This window comes from uncultured Rothia sp. (genome assembly GCF_937976295.1).
In the GTDB taxonomy this organism is placed as follows: Bacteria; Actinomycetota; Actinomycetes; order Actinomycetales; family Micrococcaceae; genus Rothia.
Genome location: NZ_CALJRY010000184.1, coordinates 1 through 15,763, shown reverse-complemented (window position 1 = coordinate 15,763; position 15,763 = coordinate 1). Strand labels below are relative to the sequence as shown.

Below are 15,763 nucleotides of genomic sequence, written 5' to 3'. Positions count from 1 at the left end.
TCATGTTGTAACAGGTGTTGCCGTAGGTGGAGTAGGGGTTGAACTCGATGTCCAACAGGCCGGGCAGAGTCTGGCCATCGGCACTCCAGCCGCCGCCGTTCTGCACGAAGTAGCGCGCCTGATCGGCACCCGAGGAAGTGCGGGGGTTTGCGAAGTGGTAGGCACCGCGCACCATACCCGATGCGGCGGAGCCGTTGTACTGCTGAGCGAAGTAGGGATTGGTGTAGTAACCGCCCTCGGTCGCCTTCACGTAGGCGAAGCGGGAACCTGCGGCGTAGGCGCTCGCCCAGTCCACGTTCTGTTGGTGCGAGGAGACGTCCATGCCGAGGGTGCCGCCGGAGGGGGTCCACGCGGAGCGGCCCTGAGCCAGCGCCTGACCGGGTGCCAGCGCCTGACCAGCCGCATGACCCTGCGCGGAGCTCTGGGACGCCGAAATGCCGCTTGCAGAAATACCGCTCAGGGTCGCGGTAGAAGCGGGGGAGGTGGCGCCGGTGCGTGCGTTGGCGGTGCCCAGGCGTTCGCGCTCGCCCGCGCCCATGGCGGGGTTGGAACGTTCGACCAGGGATGCATCCGGGGCGGGAGCGTAGCTGAGTTCCTCGTAGGATGCGTTGGGGGCGACCTCTGCCGCTGCGCTCGCGGTGGGAGCGGCAAATGCGGCGGGAACGGAGGTGAGGGATGCGGCGACCAGGGAGAGTGCACCTGCGGACGCCATGATGGAGCGGGCTGCCGCGGTGCGCGCGGCAGTCTGGAGTTTCTTCATAGATTTTTGCCTGTGTTTGAGAGGTGGATGTGTCGATGTGGCCCTGTGTGGGGGCTTCTGGCACGAGTGAATATGTGGGGTAATTGAGTGATTTGTGTGTCGGTTGCCGGGTATGTCAAGCGGCTGACACAGCTATCAGCCTACGGTACCTGCACTGCTGTGCGCAATGCTTTGGGGTGTCAGCCTGGCGGCATAATTTTCACGGAGCGCACAGTAAATCTGCGTCTTTGGGGAGCCTGTTTTATTTTGAGGCTTGTCGGTGCATTTATAGGCTCAAATTTTTGCGAAAAATTTTGGGTGTGCGACACGCCGGGGCGTTGCGAATTTCACTCTGTGGACTGCTGCGTCGGTGTACTGGCTGGGTGCTGTCGGGGTGGAATGTCGCATCCGGAGCTTGTGCCGTCGAGGCGCCGGCAACCGGGGTGACTTTTGGGCATAAGGAAAGTTGGGCATAAGGAAAGGGGTGGGCCGCACACACAAAGACCCACCCCTCATGTTCCGGGTACTGTAATTGGCGCGGCCTCGCACCGGTACCCGGAGTTTCATGGTCGATGCAGGAGAGATGAAGAGCCATCGACCACGCTATAGTGCCTATTGGCACGTTTATCTCGGTGAGCCCCGCCCGCTCTCTCGGCTTCTTGCCGTGCCTATCCGAGAGAGGCAGACGGGGTCAACGAAAGTTGGTTTTTCCCGAAGGACTTAGAGGAACTTTGCGATGTCCTCAACCAGCGGCTTGAGAGTCTCGCGATCGATGTACTCAGCCTTGCCGGTCTTGTAGCATTCGAGCATCTGCTGAATGCCCTTGTTTGGGTTCGGGTTTGCCATGAGCCATGCGCGCACCGGGCCCTTCAGCGCGGTCTTGTGAGCCAGCGAAATCTTGTCGAAGTCGATGCCGCCACGCAGGTGGTAGACGGGGCGACCTTCGGTCAGTTCGGGGGTGTAGCTCTTGGCGACGGCCTTGTCCAGCAGCTTCTTGGAGTATTCACCGGTGAAGGAGACGGTGAAGAACGCGGTGCGGTTCTTCTTGGGTGCAATGACCGGCAGAATCTTCTTGCGAAGTGCCGGTGCGCCGTTGAGGAATCCACCGTAGTCGCTGCCGGCAATCACGAAGGCGTCGAATGCCTCTGCCTGCTCGGGGGTGACCTTGGAGGCGGGGACAATCTCAACTTCGGGAGCCTTCGGGAGTGCACGCAAATCTTCTGCCAGCCAGGTGGCGTACTGTTCGGTGTAGCCGTAGGTGGAGCCGAAGATAATCAGCACGCGAGTAGTCATCTGTGAACCTTCCAGATATATTTCGCATTTCAAATACTAATTATGGGTTCCAATATAGGCTAGGCGCGCGAAAATGTGAAATCGCCTAGCTTTTGGATGCCCTATCTATCTTCTCATAGCCCACTCTGAGTGTCTCTATGTTTTTGAAACACGCCCGAAGGTTCTCGAGTGTGACTAAATATTGCGTAATGATTGAATGGCTGGTTTCTAAGGGTGAAAAGTACCCTAATTTACTTTCCGGGGGAGGCGGGAGTGGCGGGCGTGAAAACAGGCTTTCCATGGTGTACCTGGCGACTGGAAGGTGCTGCTCAAAATGCGACGTGAAACACAAATTCTTCGATGGAAAGGGTGGGGTGAGGCATACCCAAGCGGGCTTAAAACCCCTATAATTGAGAAAGAGTCCCACGCATCCGGCACGTGGTTAACTGTTAGAACGCGTGGGAATAATTGGGAATTTGACGATAGTCTTCCCCGGAAAATCAGCGTGAACCCCCTGGGGCCACGCAAAACAACACACAAAGGTTAGGTACATGAGGCGCGCAAAAATCGTTGCAACCATCGGTCCGGCAATCGAATCCCCCGAGAAGATCTCCGAGGCAATCAAGGCTGGCCTGAACGTCGCCCGTCTGAACATGAGCCACGGTGACCACGCCGAGCACCAGGCACGCTACGACACCATCCGTGAACAGTCTGCAAAGCTCGGTAAGGACGTTGCTATCCTCGCCGACCTGCAGGGCCCCAAGATTCGCCTCGAGCGCTTCGCAAACGGCAAGGAATACCTTGAGCCCGGTGCAGACTTCACCATCACCTCCGAAGACGTTGAAGGTACCGCAGAAATCTGTGGCACCACCTACAAGGGCCTGCCCGGCGACGTCAAGCCCGGCGACAAGCTCCTGCTCGACGACGGTAAGATCCGCCTCGAAGCAATTGAGGTGACCCCCACCCGCGTTCGCACCCGCGTGGTCGTCGGTGGTCCTATCTCCAACAACAAGGGTATTAACCTGCCCGGCGCAGCAGTCTCCCTGCCCGCGCTGACCGAGAAGGACGCAAACGACCTGCGCTTCGCGCTGAAGATGGGTGCAGACATTATTGCACTCTCCTTCGTTCGTACCGGTGCAGACGTTGACCCCGTCCACAAGATCATGGACGAAGAGGGTATTCGCGTGCCCGTCATCGCAAAGATCGAGAAGCCCCAGGCAGTTGAGAACCTGCAGGACATCATCGACAAGTTCGACGGCATCATGGTCGCTCGTGGTGACCTCGGTGTTGAGCTGCCCTTCTCCGAGGTTCCCCTCGTTCAGAAGAAGGCTATCGACATGGCACGCCGCTGGGCAAAGCCCGTCATCGTGGCAACCCAGGTGCTCGAGTCCATGACCGACAACCCCGTTCCCACCCGTGCAGAGGTTTCTGACTGCGCTAACGCAATCCTCGACGGTGCAGACGCAGTGATGCTCTCCGGTGAGACCTCGGTCGGTAAGTACCCGATTCTGACCCTGCAGGCAATGGCCGCAATCGTCAAGGACACCGAAGAGGGCGGTCTGTACCGCGTGCCCGAGCTGGACCGCAAGCCCCGCACCCGCGGTGGCGCGATCACCCGTGCAGCGGTGAACATCGCCGACCAGCTGGATGCGAAGCTCATCGTGACCTTCACCCAGACCGGTGACTCGGCACGTCGTCTGGCACGTCTGCGCCCCGAGACCCCGATTGTTGCGTTCACCACCAGTGCGAAGGTTCGCTCCTTCCTGTCCATGCTGTGGGGTGTTGAGGCTGAGCAGGTTGAGATGGTTACCAATCAGGAAGCACTGTTCACCTTCGTGGATGAGTACCTGCTCAAGCATGGTCTGGCAGAAGCAGGCGACCTGGTCGTCGTTGCTGCCGGCGCTCCCGCAGGCCGTGCAGGTACCACCAACATGGTCCAGGCACATCGCGTCTTCGCTCCCGAGGGTGAGCGTGAGGACCTGCGTCCTTACGAGGAGAATGAGGTCAAGCGCTAAGCCGCTTACTCTTTCTGAGTGATTTTTTGAGGGGTAGCCGGGGCTAGTTCCCGGAACGTACTGCCCGATGTATAGAAACCACTCGATGCATAGAAACCGCCGCCCGGTCGTGAATTCTCACGGCTAGGCGGCGGTTTCTTGCGTCTCGACCTGTCTCTATTGTTGCCGCATCCGATGCGTGGGCGGGCTCTGATGCACGGGTGGGCGTAGGGCGGATACGCAAAAAGCGGCGGGAAAGCTTCAAACTTTCCCGCCGCTTTTGCGTTGGTGCCCGAGGTGGGACTCGAACCCACACTCCGAAGAACCTGATTTTGAGTCAGGCGCGTCTGCCAATTCCGCCACTCGGGCGTATCACGCATTCGTGCGTAACACCTTTAGAATTCTAACCCAGGCTGTCTAGAAAATCTAATCTATCTGATGTGTTGAGCAGGCTGAGGCTGGACTGAGGCTGGATGCGGGAGGGGATGTTGGCGTAAATCCTGAGCTCAGGGTGAACCGGCGCCACTTATCCACAGGTGGAGGCGGGGGAGAAAGCGTGCATCCTGTATCCTTAAAGACTGACTAACCATCCCCGTTCGCCTTCGCGGCTGGGGGCCACCTCAACGTTAAGAAAGTGATCACGGCTCGTGTTCAATTCTCTCTCCGACCGCTTGACGGCAACTTTTAAGAACCTGCGCGGCAAGGGCCGCCTCTCCGAGGCAGACATTGATGCAACCGTCCGCGAAATCCGCCGCGCCCTGCTCGACGCTGACGTCGCCGTCCCCGTGGTCCGCGAATTTACCGCTCACGTGAAGGAACGCGCTCTCGGTGCGGAAGTTTCCGAGGCGCTGAATCCCTCCCAGCAGATCGTCAAGATCGTGAACGAGGAGCTGGTGAGCATCCTTGGCGGCTCGACCCGCCGCATCAACATGGCGAAGAGCGGCCCGACCATCATCATGCTGGCGGGTCTGCAGGGTGCCGGTAAGACCACCCTGGCGGGCAAGCTGGCTCACTGGCTGAAGGGCCAGGGCCACACCCCGATGCTGATTGCATCTGACCTGCAGCGCCCCAACGCGGTGACCCAGCTGAAGGTCGTTGGTGAGCGCGCGGGCGTGCCCGTGTACGCGCCGCACCCCGGTGTGACCAGCGAGTTTGACGTACCCACCGGCGATCCCGTGCAGGTGGCACGTGACGGTGTGGCTGAGGCTCGCGCTAAGCTGCACGACGTGGTGATTGTCGATACCGCGGGTCGTCTGGGTGTTGACGCTGAGCTCATGCAGCAGGCACGTAACATTCGTGACGCTATTGAGCCGCACGAAGTTCTGTTCGTCATCGATGCGATGATCGGTCAGGACGCCGTGAACACCGCTAACGCCTTCAATGAGGGTGTGGACTTCACCGGTGTGGTCCTGTCTAAGCTTGATGGTGACGCCCGCGGTGGTGCGGCGCTGTCGGTGGCTTCGGTGACCGGCAAGCCGATTATGTTCGCGTCCACCGGTGAGAACGTCACTGACTTTGAGCAGTTCCACCCGGACCGTATGGCAAGCCGCATCCTGGATATGGGTGACATCCTGACCCTGATTGAGCAGGCTGAAGCTCAGTGGGATAAGGCTGAAGCCGACCGCATGGCGAAGAAGTTCATCGATCAGGAAGACTTCACGTTTGAGGACTTCCTGGCTCAGATGCAGCAGATTCGTAAGCTCGGTTCCATGAAGAAGCTGCTCATGATGATGCCCGGTGCGGCTCAGATGCGTCAGCAGCTTGAGGCTTTTGACGAGCGTGAGATTGACCGCGTGGAGGCGATTGTTCGCTCCATGACCCCGCACGAGCGTGTGGCTCCGCGCATCATTAACGGTTCTCGCCGTGCCCGTATCGCTAAGGGTGCGGGTGTGACCGTGTCTGAGGTGAACCAGCTGATGGAGCGTTTCGCTCAGGCTCAGAAGATGATGAAGAAGCTCGCTTCGGGCAAGATGCCCGGCATGCCCGGTGGTATGCAGATGCCCGGTATGGCGGCTGCGGCGGGTGGCGCTCGCAAGAACGCGAAGAACAATAAGAAGAAGAAGGCTCGCTCCGGCAACCCGCAGAAGCGTGCGGCGCAGGAGGCGGCAGCGGCTAAGGCGCAGCAGGCTCGCGCCGGTGCTGCGTTCGGTCAGCAGGCTCAGAACCAGGAGATGGATCTGTCCAGCATGAACCTGCCGAAGGGCTTCGAGAAGTTCCTGCAGTAAGAGCAAATATGAGCCCCGTGAGGGGTGGTACGGGTGCGCACGTGGTGACGGGGCGCACCCGTACCGGTATGGTGCCCGGTTTGGGCATGTGAATGGGTGTGTGAAGGGAAGGTATCAATGGCTCAGAACGAGCAGAGTTGGGATCGAGAGAACGCGGATGATCAGCTGAACGAGCAGGTTGCGCCGTGGTCTCAGCGCGCCTTCGCTGATGACGCTGTAGAGGACCCTGCCGGCGAGTTCGCGGGCGGCTTCGACGATGATTCGAGCATCCTTCCCGGCTACACCCCCGTCTGGGCGCGTATCGCCCTCGAGTACGGGGAGCACTCCGCCGACCTGGCTGGCGACCTCGTCTACTCCAGCGAGAGCGACGACCCCGCCGTTGACGATGTTGCCGCAACCATCCTGAACCTCATTCGTGAGGCCCGCAGCATGCACGAAGAGGTGAAAGCGGAAGATCCCAATCAGCAGCGCGCCTGGAACGACCGCACGAAGGTTGACCGCCTCGCCGCCGCCCTGGAGAGCGAAGAGTGGACCGTTGATAAGCTCACCGGCATGTGGGACGACGCCCCCGCACCCGCCGGGATCGGCGAATCGGATAGCCCCGAGTACCTGCGCGCCCAGGATGAGGAGCGCATCGCCGAGAAGCAGCGCAATGAGCGTATCGAGCAGACCATGGAGCTGGAGGAGAAGATTCAGCGCCGCCGCATCATGGCTCGTTCCACCACCGATGAGGAGCTGATTGCCGCCCTCATTGAGGCGACCGCCGCCTCCCCGGAGCTGATTGCTTACGAGATGGGTGAGCATCAGGTGCAGCTCTACGTGCTGTGCGCCGTGGATGATGAGGGCTACATGAACGTGCTGGAGGTCGCTGACGGCCACCTGCACGTGGGTACTCCCGTTGAGGATTACGTGGCGCAGCTGGTGGATCAGCTGCCGGTGACCGGTGCCGCCCTTGAGGGTGAGGCGACCGTGTGGGAGGAGCTACCCAATGGACAGGGTGAGCTGGAGTTCCTGGTGGACGGCGACGCCGCCATGCTCGTTGACCTGCCCATTGACATGATTACGGGGCTTCTTTTGGCGTACCTTCCTGCCGGTACTCGGCAGGTTGTTGCCGCGCCGGCGGGGGAGTGGACCCTCATTTCTGCCGATTCGGTGGATTTGATGGCGCTGCTGGGCCTGCTGAACTGCAACGCCCTGATTGCTGAGGGCAACGCGAACCAGCAGCACCTGGTGGTCTATGAGGAGCCCGCCCGCGAACCCTACTCGGATGAGGAGTGGTACCTGGAGGCGTTCGGCGAGCCTTACGAGAATATCGTGGAGGAGTTCACCTGGCAGCGTGTGCCTAAGCGCCTGAACCGTGCCCTCAGCCGTGAGGAAGTCGCACGTTTTGGCGGGGTGCTGGAGGATTTGCTCTCGGAGCTTCCCGGTAGCGCACCGGAGCTGTCGGGTTCGAAGATTTTCGGTTCCGATGAGGAAGAAATCGAGCAGGGCATCGCTAATGTCATGGCGATGTTTGGTGTGGAAGCTGACTCCATTACCGGTCGCCGCCTGAATGCGTACCTGCGCGATACGAGCAACACCCTGGCGTTGGAGTCGGTGCTGCAGCTGCTGGATGTTCCCACGGAGCTGGCGTTGGTTCCGACTACCGGTTTTGATGTGGCGTCGATTAGCACGGCGCGCGTTTTCGGCAATGAGGATGAGGGCTTCGCGCAGCCTGCAGATGCGGCTGAGCCCGCCGAGGCTGAACCCGCTGAGACTGAGCCTGCCGATACTGAGACTGCCGAGCCTGAGCCTGCTGATGCGTCTGAAGGTACTTTCTCTGGGGAGGATGAGGAGATTGAACCCTACCCGGGTGGCTACACCTCGCCCATGGATCGTAGCTACCGGCTGGTGGCGACCGGTCGCCGCGTGAGCCTCGCCGAGTGGATGGACGCCATTAGCGAAGGTCATATCCCCTTCGAGTACACTCACATGTCTTTCCCGGAAGACGCTCTTGATGAGGAAGAAGACGTCCTGGAGCCTGAGCCGTTTGGTGACTTCGAGGGTTCCTATGAGCAGGATCGCGATTTCGACAGGGACGATGCGAACCTACCTGCGGGTCGCAGGTTTTTCACCCCGGAGGAAGAAGAGGCCGCTCTTGCCCATTTGAGGGCTGCCCTGGCACCGCACTCCGCCAAGTCTGCAGCAGAACAGCCTGCCGCGGAACAGTCTGCCGCATCGCAGGCCGAGGCGAACCCCGCTGAGGATGCGCAATCTGACGCCGCGGGCTTTGATACCGCGGGCTCTGATGTCGCACCGTCTGAGAACGCATCCGCTGAAAATGTTCCGTCTCAGGCAACGCAGGCTGCCCCCTCCGCACGGTCTGCCTCAAAGAAGTCTGCCTCGAAGAAGCCCCTGACCCCGAAGCAGATTCGTGCCAAGACCCGCCGCGCGGGTCTTATCCTGGGCGCGGATGTGACGGCTCAGAGCGCTATCGCCCTGACCCTGGCGAATGTGGCGCGCCGCCGCCGTGCTCAGGGTAAGGCGAGCCGTAAGTTCTCGGTGGCTGCCGCACTCTTTGCGCTGAACGCTACGGTGGAGTCGGCTCTGATTCCCACTGTGCTACGTTCTTTTGAGCAGACTCAGATGAAGAAGCACGCCCGCCCGGTGGCGGATGCTGAGCTGGTGCATCCGGGTGGTAGCGCGAGCGATGAGCGCTCGACCAAGAAGCGCACTCTGATTGATGATTTGCGTGAGGGCCACTACCGCACGGTGGAGGATGCAGCCCCGTCCACGGAGCAGGCACTCTCTGGACTGCGTGAGCGTGCCCTGGGTATAGTGCGTAGCATCAGGCAGCGCGCTGCGAAGAAAACCGACCGCTAAAGGAAAGAAGCCATGAAGGATTCCTATCTGAGTGATGAAGAGCTGAAGGCTTTTATCGCGACCTTGCCCACGCGCCGTTTGGCGGCGGGCGCGCTGATTCGTAATGAGCGCGGCGAGATGCTGCTGGTGAAGCCGAACTATAAGGACGGCTGGATTCTTCCCGGCGGTACCGTGGAGGCTGGCGAGGCGCCCAAGCCCGGTTGTGAGCGTGAGATTGTGGAGGAGCTGGGCCTGGATGTGAAGCTGGGTCGCGTGCTACTGATTTTCCACGGTCTGGCGTTGGGCGTGTGGGGCGATTCGACCTACTACATGTATGACGGCGGCGTGATTGCGGCGGATACGAAGATTACCCTGCAGGATGCTGAGCTGGTGACCTATGAGTGGGTTGCTCCGGAGAACCTGGACGGCTACGTGCGCCCGTCGATGGTGGAGCGTCTGCGCGAGTGCTACCGCGCCCTGGAGACGGGGGAGACTCTGGAGCTGAGCAACCTCGACTCCTAACAATCTCGACTGGCGGCGGTTACGCTGCGCTATGCTGTGGTTTGCCGGGTGTAGCTATCTGAGCCGAGTAGCGGCCTAGTGACCGGGCACATCAGGTGTGCATCACAGGCGTATCACGGAGCACAGAACGCCGTTTAAAAGTGATATTCGGTGCCTTGGGCAATTATTTTTCCGTGTCGCTAGCTTAAAATCTTGGGCTCTGATACCCTAGCTGAGTACCCGGCGACGCGCGACCCCTCTCTTCGCGCGCCGTTGTGTCCATAGAGGCGCCGTGAATGGCCCGCCCCACGGGTGCTGAACCGTGTGCCTCGCACCAAATTATGAAACAGGAGTAACCACTAAAGTGGCTGTTAAGATTCGTCTCAAGCGTATGGGTAAGATCCGCGATCCTCGTTACCGCATCGTGATCGCTGATTCGCGCGTCAAGCGCGACGGTAAGACCATCGAAGAGATTGGTATTTACCACCCGACCGAGCACCCCTCGCGTATCGAGATCAACTCTGAGCGTGCTCAGTACTGGCTCTCCGTCGGCGCACAGCCGACCGAGCAGGTTCTGGCTCTGCTGAAGCTCTCGGGCGACTGGGCTGCATTCAAGGGCGAGAAGGCAGAGTCCAAGGTTCTGCCCGTCGAGGCTAAGGCCGAGTTCGTTGTTCCCGAGAAGGGTTCCGTGATCCTGCCCGAGGCTATCACCCCCAAGGCTGAGAAGGCTGAAGAGGCTGCTGAGGAAGCAGCTCCCGAGGCTGAGGCTGAGGAAGCAGCTGAGTAATCATGTTGGCTGACGCACTCGAACACCTGGTTCGAGGGATTGTCGATCGTCCGGAGGACGTGAAGGTGCGCCTGCGCACTCAGCGTCACCGTGAAACCCTTGAGGTTCGCGTGCATCCGGATGACCTGGGCCGAGTCATTGGCCGGTCCGGTCGTACCGCCAAGAGCATCCGTCTGGTGATGGACGCTATTTCTGATGGCGAGCCGATGCGTATCGACATTATCGACACCGACAAAAAGCGACGCTAGCTCGTTAACGCTTGAAGCCCCCGCTCCCGGAATTTTTCCGGAAGGCGGGGGCTTTCGCGTACCCGGGTCTCGGTGGTAGCGCGGGGTGGTAGTGCGGGCGGCAGAATGCGCCCGTCCCTAGTGCCCGGTAGAATAGTGGGAGCCGTGCACGTGCACGGCGTAGGTTCGACTTGTACCCAGCGGAGGAAAATTATGCAGGTTGTGGTGGCTCGTATCGGTAAGCCTCACGGTATTCGTGGTGAGGTGACGGTTCAGCTCTTTACTGATGCCCCGCAGGAGCGTTTTGCCCGCGGTGAGGTGCTCGGTATCGAGAATTTCAAGCCCGGCTCTGCTGCCGCTTCGGTGGCGCCCACCGGTGAGCTGACGGTTGCCGGTGCCCGCTGGAACAAGAAGATTCTGGTGGTCCGTTTTGATGAGGTGACTACCCGCAATCAGGCTGAGGAGCTGCGCGGCAGCCGCCTGGTCTACGAGGTTCCCGAGGATGAGGGCGATGAGGAGGGCTTCTACGAGCAGGAGCTGGTGAACCTGCCCGTGTACCTGCTGGCGGATGTTCCCGAGGGTGAGAGCCCCGTGGATAACCCGACCGTGGGTAAGCCGTTGGGTAAGGTGACCGGTCTGCAGACCATGCCGGTTCAGGATTTGCTGCTGATTAAGCTGGCTCGTTCGCCGCGTCTTGCATCCGGTGCGGGTGAAGAGATCATGATTCCTTTTGTTGAGGAGATTGTGCCTGAGGTGGTTCCTTCGACCGAGGATGAGCCCGGCTTTGTGCTGCTGACCCCTCCGGCGGGTTTGATTGACCTGGTCGAGGACGCTGAGAAGGATTCTGCGCAGGCGACCGAGCAGGCGACTGAGCAGGCGGGGGAGTAGTCCGTGCGCTACGATGTGGTCACGATTTTCCCCGAGTACCTGGAGCCGCTGAAGCTGTCCCTGCTGGGTAAGGCGCGTGAGAAGGGCCTGGTGGACCTGCACCTGCACGATTTGCGTGAGTACACGTTTGACCGTCACCGCACGGTGGATGACACTCCGTACGGCGGTGGCGCGGGCATGGTGATGAAGGCGGAGCCGTGGGGCTTGGCGCTGGATGAGGTGCTTGCCGCCTCCCCGCTGAAGGCTGTTGAAGGTGAGAACTCTGATGCCGCTGAGGCTGATACCCGCCCGCTGCTGATTGTCCCGTCCCCGGCGGGTGCCGTTTTCGATCAGGCGATGGCGTACGAGCTGGCGGAGGAGAAGCATATTGTCTTCGCCCCGGCGCGCTACGAGGGCATTGACGAGCGTGTGCTGGACTGGGCGCAGGAGAGCTTCCGCGTGATGCCCGTGTCCCTGGGCGACTATGTGCTCTACGGTGGTGAGGTTGCGGTCATGGCAATGATTGAGGCTATCACCCGCCTGATTCCGGGCGCGATGGGTAACCCCGCCTCCCTGGAGGAGGAGTCGCATACGGGCGGTCTGCTGGAATATCCGGTGTACACGAAGCCCGCCGTGTGGCGTGATCGTGAGGTTCCGGAGGTGCTGCTGTCGGGTAATCACGGTGCGATTGCGCGTTGGCGTCGTGACCGTCAGATTGAGCGTACCCTGGAGCGCCGCCCGGATCTGTTGGAGGCGTACCCGGTGGAGCAGTGGGATAAGAAGGACCGCCGTTTCTTGGCTGAGCGCGGGGTGCATTTTGCGAACCCCGCGAAGGCGGCTCAGAAGAAGGCGAAGAAGAACCCCACACCGCAGGCTGATAGCGCGGCTCAGGCAGATACCGCACCACATGAGGCAGTACAGCCTGATGCTGTGCAGGCTCGGTCGGATTCCTGAGCCTCTCCTCAGCCGCGAACAGGTGCTCGCGAGTGCCTCGTGATCCTCTGAATGGGGGTTAGCGTCATATAACTGTTAGTTGGCGCTAACCCCTATTTTTTGTGCCCGTGAACCGTTATGCTGAGGTTGTCCTCGCTCAGAATATAGCCTGCCTATAGCTGGTGCGAGGTCGTAACCCGCTTTCATCGTTGAAAGCACGTACTCAACAGAAGGAGGACACATGTCCGTTGTTAAGGTTCACCGTTTGACTGTCGTTGGCGACAATCGTGATGAGCTGGAGAAGCGCTTTGCCGCTGCCCGCCACATTGCTGACTCTTTCCCCGGCTTTGAGGGTTTTGAGCTCTGGCGCCCCCTGGATGAGGGCGGCGACTACTTCGTGGTGACCCGCTGGGCTGATGAGGCAAGCCATGATGCGTACGCGGCGGCTCGTCGTGAGCGTGACCCGAATACTGTTGTCTCTCACGCTGATGGCACCATGAGCTTCGAGAAGGTGGAGTTCAGCGAGTAACGGGTCGCCCTGAGCACCGGGTCGATCCGGGGAACTATGGATAAACTCCAGATAAATCCCAGATAACCCCACAGATAATCGCCCTGATGAGGGGTTTATCCTATTTTTATTTCAAATAATGAGGGGCCGCACTAACTTTTCTACATATTGCTTTAAGTGGGTATTAGCCCATGTGGAGGCGATATAAGGAAGGTTTAGGGCGGCCCCTCCTTGATTTTCCGGGGGTTAAATCCCACGGGCGTTTTGCCCTAATTGGATATGTGGGTTCAGTGCTACAAAACACCTGAAATATGCTCAATAAGTGCTTGCGGAATACCTCAAGCAGAAAGTGACACTTTAATGCAAAAAGGTTATTATTATTCCCGAGAGCACACATTCGTCCGTGCCGGTAGTTCGGGCGAAGACAGCGATCCCCTCTCGGCTACATCGCATGACGTAGCTGAGTCACTCAAGGGAAATATTCAGTGCACCCATGTGAGCGCCTCCTCTGCATAGGAGGTCTGGCAAGGGAGCCGACTCAACTATCACGTATTCACACAAGTGGTGCATGGTACGGAACCCCGCAACATGTGGGATGGGAGCTTGGTGGTTCGAGCGTTCATCGTGGTTGATGACCTACCCCGTCGCGGATAGGAATGTGCTTTGCAAAGCGGGTGAGCAAGCCGGTGGTCCGGACCGGTGCTCGCCCGCTCCGCTGTTTAAGACCGCTTTTCGTTCGCCCCGGACTTCGCCCCCGGGCTCGGACTCTATCTTTCCCCGGTGTCTCTCCCCAGTGCTTTTCGGCCTAGTGTTTCTCGGGCTAGTGTTTCTCGGGTACCGGGCGCTCGCGGAACTCGATGGGCCGCTTCGCCTTGGGTAGCGAGTACATGACGCGCAGGTACGCATCCTCCATCAGCTCCTCTAGAACCTGCTCGGTTACGCCCTCGCCGGCGCCTACAGAAATCCAGTGTCGCTTATTCATATGCCACGCCGGAATGATGCTCGGGTAGATGCGCCGCAGCACCTCTGATTCTTCCGGGTCGGTTTTGAGGTTCACGATGGGGTAGCCGATGCCCTCCGTGTACATGGCGAATATCTTGCCGCCCACCCGGTACGCCGTGTGCTCGGGCCCGAACGGCTGATCGCGCGTCGCCAGCGGCATGGCGAGCGCGAGGCGGTCAACGGTGCGTTCGAGGTCCTCGGGTTGCAGAAGTTTGGGGGAGGGGTTTGTGCTCATAGCTTCGAGTCTAATACCCGCTCGGTACTCCGCATAGCGTGCACCCCAAAACTCTCGTACCCTCAGCCGAATCCACGCTAAAATAGGTAACTATGGCTGAATTTATTTATCAGATGATCAAGGCCCGCAAGACTGTGGGCGACAAGGTCATCCTTAACGACGTGACGATGTCGTTCTTCCCCGGCGCCAAGATCGGTATGGTCGGTCCGAACGGTGCGGGTAAGTCGACCATCCTGAAGATCATGGCTGGCCTCGACCAGCCCTCCAACGGTGAGGCGCGCCTGACCCCCGGCTACACCGTGGGCATCCTCATGCAGGAGCCGCCGCTGAACGAAGAGAAGACCGTTCTGGGCAACGTTGAAGAAGGCGTGGGCGAAATCAAGTCCAAGCTGGACCGCTTCAACGAAATCTCCGCCCTCATGGCTGAGCCCGACGCTGACTTCGACGCCCTCATGGAAGAAATGGGTCAGCTGCAGGAAGCTATCGACGCCGCTAACGCATGGGACCTCGACTCCCAGCTGGAGCAGGCAATGGAGGCGCTGCGCTGCCCGCCCGCTGACATGCCCGTCACCCACCTCTCCGGTGGTGAGCGCCGCCGCGTGGCACTGTGCAAGCTGCTGCTGCAGAAGCCTGACCTGCTGCTGCTCGACGAGCCCACCAACCACCTGGACGCAGAGTCCGTGCTCTGGCTGGAGCAGCACCTGCAGTCCTACGAGGGTGCCGTCATCGCGATTACCCACGACCGTTACTTCCTCGACCACGTTGCCGAGTGGATCGCTGAGGTTGACCGCGGTAACCTGTACCCCTACGAGGGTAACTACTCCACCTACCTGGAGAAGAAGCGCTCCCGCCTCGAAGTTCAGGGTAAGAAGGATGCTAAGCTCGCTAAGCGCCTGAGCGAGGAACTGGACTGGGTCCGCTCCAACGCTAAGGGCCGCCAGGCTAAGTCGAAGGCTCGTCTGGCACGCTACGAGGAGATGGCTGCGGAGGCTGAGAAGACCCGCAAGCTTGACTTCGAAGAGATTCAGATTCCTCCGGGACCCCGCCTGGGTAACGTCGTTATTGAGGCTGAGAACCTGCAGAAGGGCTTCGACGGCCGTTCCCTGATTAACGGTCTGTCCTTCTCCCTGCCCCGTAACGGCATTGTGGGTGTGATTGGTCCTAACGGTGTGGGTAAGTCCACCCTGTTCAAGACCATCGTTGGTCTGGAGCCCCTCGACGGCGGTAGCCTGAAGGTCGGCGAGACCGTCAAGATCTCCTACGTTGACCAGAACCGCGCGAACATCGACCCGGAGAAGAGCCTCTGGGAGGTCGTCTCTGACGGTCTGGACTACATCCAGGTCGGCAACGTTGAAATGCCTTCGCGTGCGTACGTTTCCGCGTTCGGCTTCAAGGGCCCGGACCAGCAGAAGAAGGCGGGTGTGCTCTCCGGTGGTGAGCGTAACCGCCTGAACCTGGCGCTGACCCTCAAGCAGGGCGGTAACCTGCTGCTGCTCGATGAGCCCACTAACGACCTGGACGTTGAGACCCTCGCATCCCTGGAAAATGCGCTGCTGGAATTCCCCGGCTGTGCAGTGGTCGTCTCCCACGACCGTTGGTTCCTGGACCGCGTGGCAACCCACATCCTGGCGT

13 protein-coding genes and 1 tRNA gene are annotated in these 15,763 nt (G+C 60.0%); 10 read left to right on the top strand and 4 right to left on the bottom strand.

Annotated features, from left to right (window positions below):
• Together Q0216_RS05185 and Q0216_RS05180 are read right to left on the bottom strand one after the other, a co-directional pair.
• Nucleotides 1-760 (bottom strand): GH25 family lysozyme (locus Q0216_RS05185; RefSeq protein WP_298593505.1); only part of this gene is annotated, 760 nt, incomplete at its 3' end.
• Nucleotides 761-1,459: 699 nt separating this feature from the next.
• The gene (locus tag Q0216_RS05180) at nucleotides 1,460-2,032 is read right to left on the bottom strand and encodes a flavodoxin domain-containing protein (RefSeq protein ID WP_298593489.1); all 573 of its coding nucleotides are present in this window, start codon (nucleotides 2,030-2,032) and stop codon (nucleotides 1,460-1,462) included.
• A gap of 530 nt (nucleotides 2,033-2,562) precedes the next feature.
• Here Q0216_RS05180 and pyk point away from each other — a divergent pair.
• Nucleotides 2,563-4,026 (top strand): pyruvate kinase, encoded by a 1,464-nt coding sequence (gene pyk, locus Q0216_RS05175; protein WP_298593487.1) that lies wholly within the window; start codon nucleotides 2,563-2,565, stop codon nucleotides 4,024-4,026.
• A 265-nt stretch (nucleotides 4,027-4,291) separates the two neighbouring features.
• Here the strand turns inward: pyk and Q0216_RS05170 are convergent.
• A tRNA-Leu gene (locus tag Q0216_RS05170) sits at nucleotides 4,292-4,374 on the bottom strand.
• Between the two features lie 278 nt (nucleotides 4,375-4,652).
• On the opposite strand from Q0216_RS05170, the gene ffh reads away from it, so the two are divergent.
• The 8 genes from ffh to Q0216_RS05130 all read left to right on the top strand — a co-directional run bounded on the left by ffh (nucleotide 4,653) and on the right by Q0216_RS05130 (nucleotide 12,915).
• Nucleotides 4,653-6,230, top strand: a complete 1,578-nt coding sequence (gene ffh / locus Q0216_RS05165) for a signal recognition particle protein (protein ID WP_005505683.1) — start codon at nucleotides 4,653-4,655, stop codon at nucleotides 6,228-6,230.
• Nucleotides 6,231-6,347: 117 nt separating this feature from the next.
• On the top strand, nucleotides 6,348-9,092 hold the full coding sequence (locus Q0216_RS05160) for a hypothetical protein (RefSeq protein WP_298593486.1): 2,745 nt from the start codon (nucleotides 6,348-6,350) through the stop codon (nucleotides 9,090-9,092).
• Nucleotides 9,093-9,104: 12 nt separating this feature from the next.
• On the top strand, nucleotides 9,105-9,593 hold the full coding sequence (locus Q0216_RS05155; protein ID WP_298593484.1) for an NUDIX hydrolase: 489 nt from the start codon (nucleotides 9,105-9,107) through the stop codon (nucleotides 9,591-9,593).
• A gap of 343 nt (nucleotides 9,594-9,936) precedes the next feature.
• A complete protein-coding gene (gene rpsP / locus Q0216_RS05150) occupies nucleotides 9,937-10,359 on the top strand; it encodes a 30S ribosomal protein S16 (RefSeq protein ID WP_200962953.1) in 423 nt (140 codons plus the stop codon).
• A gap of 2 nt (nucleotides 10,360-10,361) precedes the next feature.
• Entirely contained in the window at nucleotides 10,362-10,607 is a 246-nt protein-coding gene (locus Q0216_RS05145; RefSeq protein ID WP_005505691.1) for an RNA-binding protein, read from the top strand.
• A 192-nt stretch (nucleotides 10,608-10,799) separates the two neighbouring features.
• The gene (gene rimM, locus Q0216_RS05140; RefSeq protein ID WP_298593482.1) at nucleotides 10,800-11,474 is read left to right on the top strand and encodes a ribosome maturation factor RimM; all 675 of its coding nucleotides are present in this window, start codon (nucleotides 10,800-10,802) and stop codon (nucleotides 11,472-11,474) included.
• Nucleotides 11,475-11,477: 3 nt separating this feature from the next.
• Nucleotides 11,478-12,407, top strand: coding sequence for a tRNA (guanosine(37)-N1)-methyltransferase TrmD (gene trmD / locus Q0216_RS05135; protein WP_298593480.1), 930 nt, complete (start codon nucleotides 11,478-11,480; stop codon nucleotides 12,405-12,407).
• 220 nt (nucleotides 12,408-12,627) lie between these two features.
• Nucleotides 12,628-12,915, top strand: coding sequence for an antibiotic biosynthesis monooxygenase (locus Q0216_RS05130; protein ID WP_298593478.1), 288 nt, complete (start codon nucleotides 12,628-12,630; stop codon nucleotides 12,913-12,915).
• A 799-nt stretch (nucleotides 12,916-13,714) separates the two neighbouring features.
• Here Q0216_RS05130 and Q0216_RS05125 read toward each other — a convergent pair.
• A complete protein-coding gene (locus Q0216_RS05125) occupies nucleotides 13,715-14,131 on the bottom strand; it encodes an MmcQ/YjbR family DNA-binding protein (protein ID WP_298593476.1) in 417 nt (138 codons plus the stop codon).
• 92 nt (nucleotides 14,132-14,223) lie between these two features.
• Here Q0216_RS05125 and ettA point away from each other — a divergent pair.
• The coding region (ettA, locus tag Q0216_RS05120) for an energy-dependent translational throttle protein EttA (protein ID WP_298593474.1) at nucleotides 14,224-15,763 on the top strand (1,540 nt) is incomplete at its 3' end.

What these genes read in the sequence shown, in the direction of transcription:
- Q0216_RS05180 (WP_298593489.1), bottom strand. Translation starts at nt 2,032, where the DNA reads ATGACTACTCGCGTGCTGATTATCTTCGGCTCCACCTACGGCTACACC.
- pyk (WP_298593487.1), top strand. Translation starts at nt 2,563, where the DNA reads ATGAGGCGCGCAAAAATCGTTGCAACCATCGGTCCGGCAATCGAATCC.
- Q0216_RS05160 (WP_298593486.1), top strand. Translation starts at nt 6,348, where the DNA reads ATGGCTCAGAACGAGCAGAGTTGGGATCGAGAGAACGCGGATGATCAG.
- Q0216_RS05155 (WP_298593484.1), top strand. Translation starts at nt 9,105, where the DNA reads ATGAAGGATTCCTATCTGAGTGATGAAGAGCTGAAGGCTTTTATCGCG.
- Q0216_RS05145 (WP_005505691.1), top strand. Translation starts at nt 10,362, where the DNA reads ATGTTGGCTGACGCACTCGAACACCTGGTTCGAGGGATTGTCGATCGT.
- rimM (WP_298593482.1), top strand. Translation starts at nt 10,800, where the DNA reads ATGCAGGTTGTGGTGGCTCGTATCGGTAAGCCTCACGGTATTCGTGGT.
- Q0216_RS05130 (WP_298593478.1), top strand. Translation starts at nt 12,628, where the DNA reads ATGTCCGTTGTTAAGGTTCACCGTTTGACTGTCGTTGGCGACAATCGT.
- Q0216_RS05125 (WP_298593476.1), bottom strand. Translation starts at nt 14,131, where the DNA reads ATGAGCACAAACCCCTCCCCCAAACTTCTGCAACCCGAGGACCTCGAA.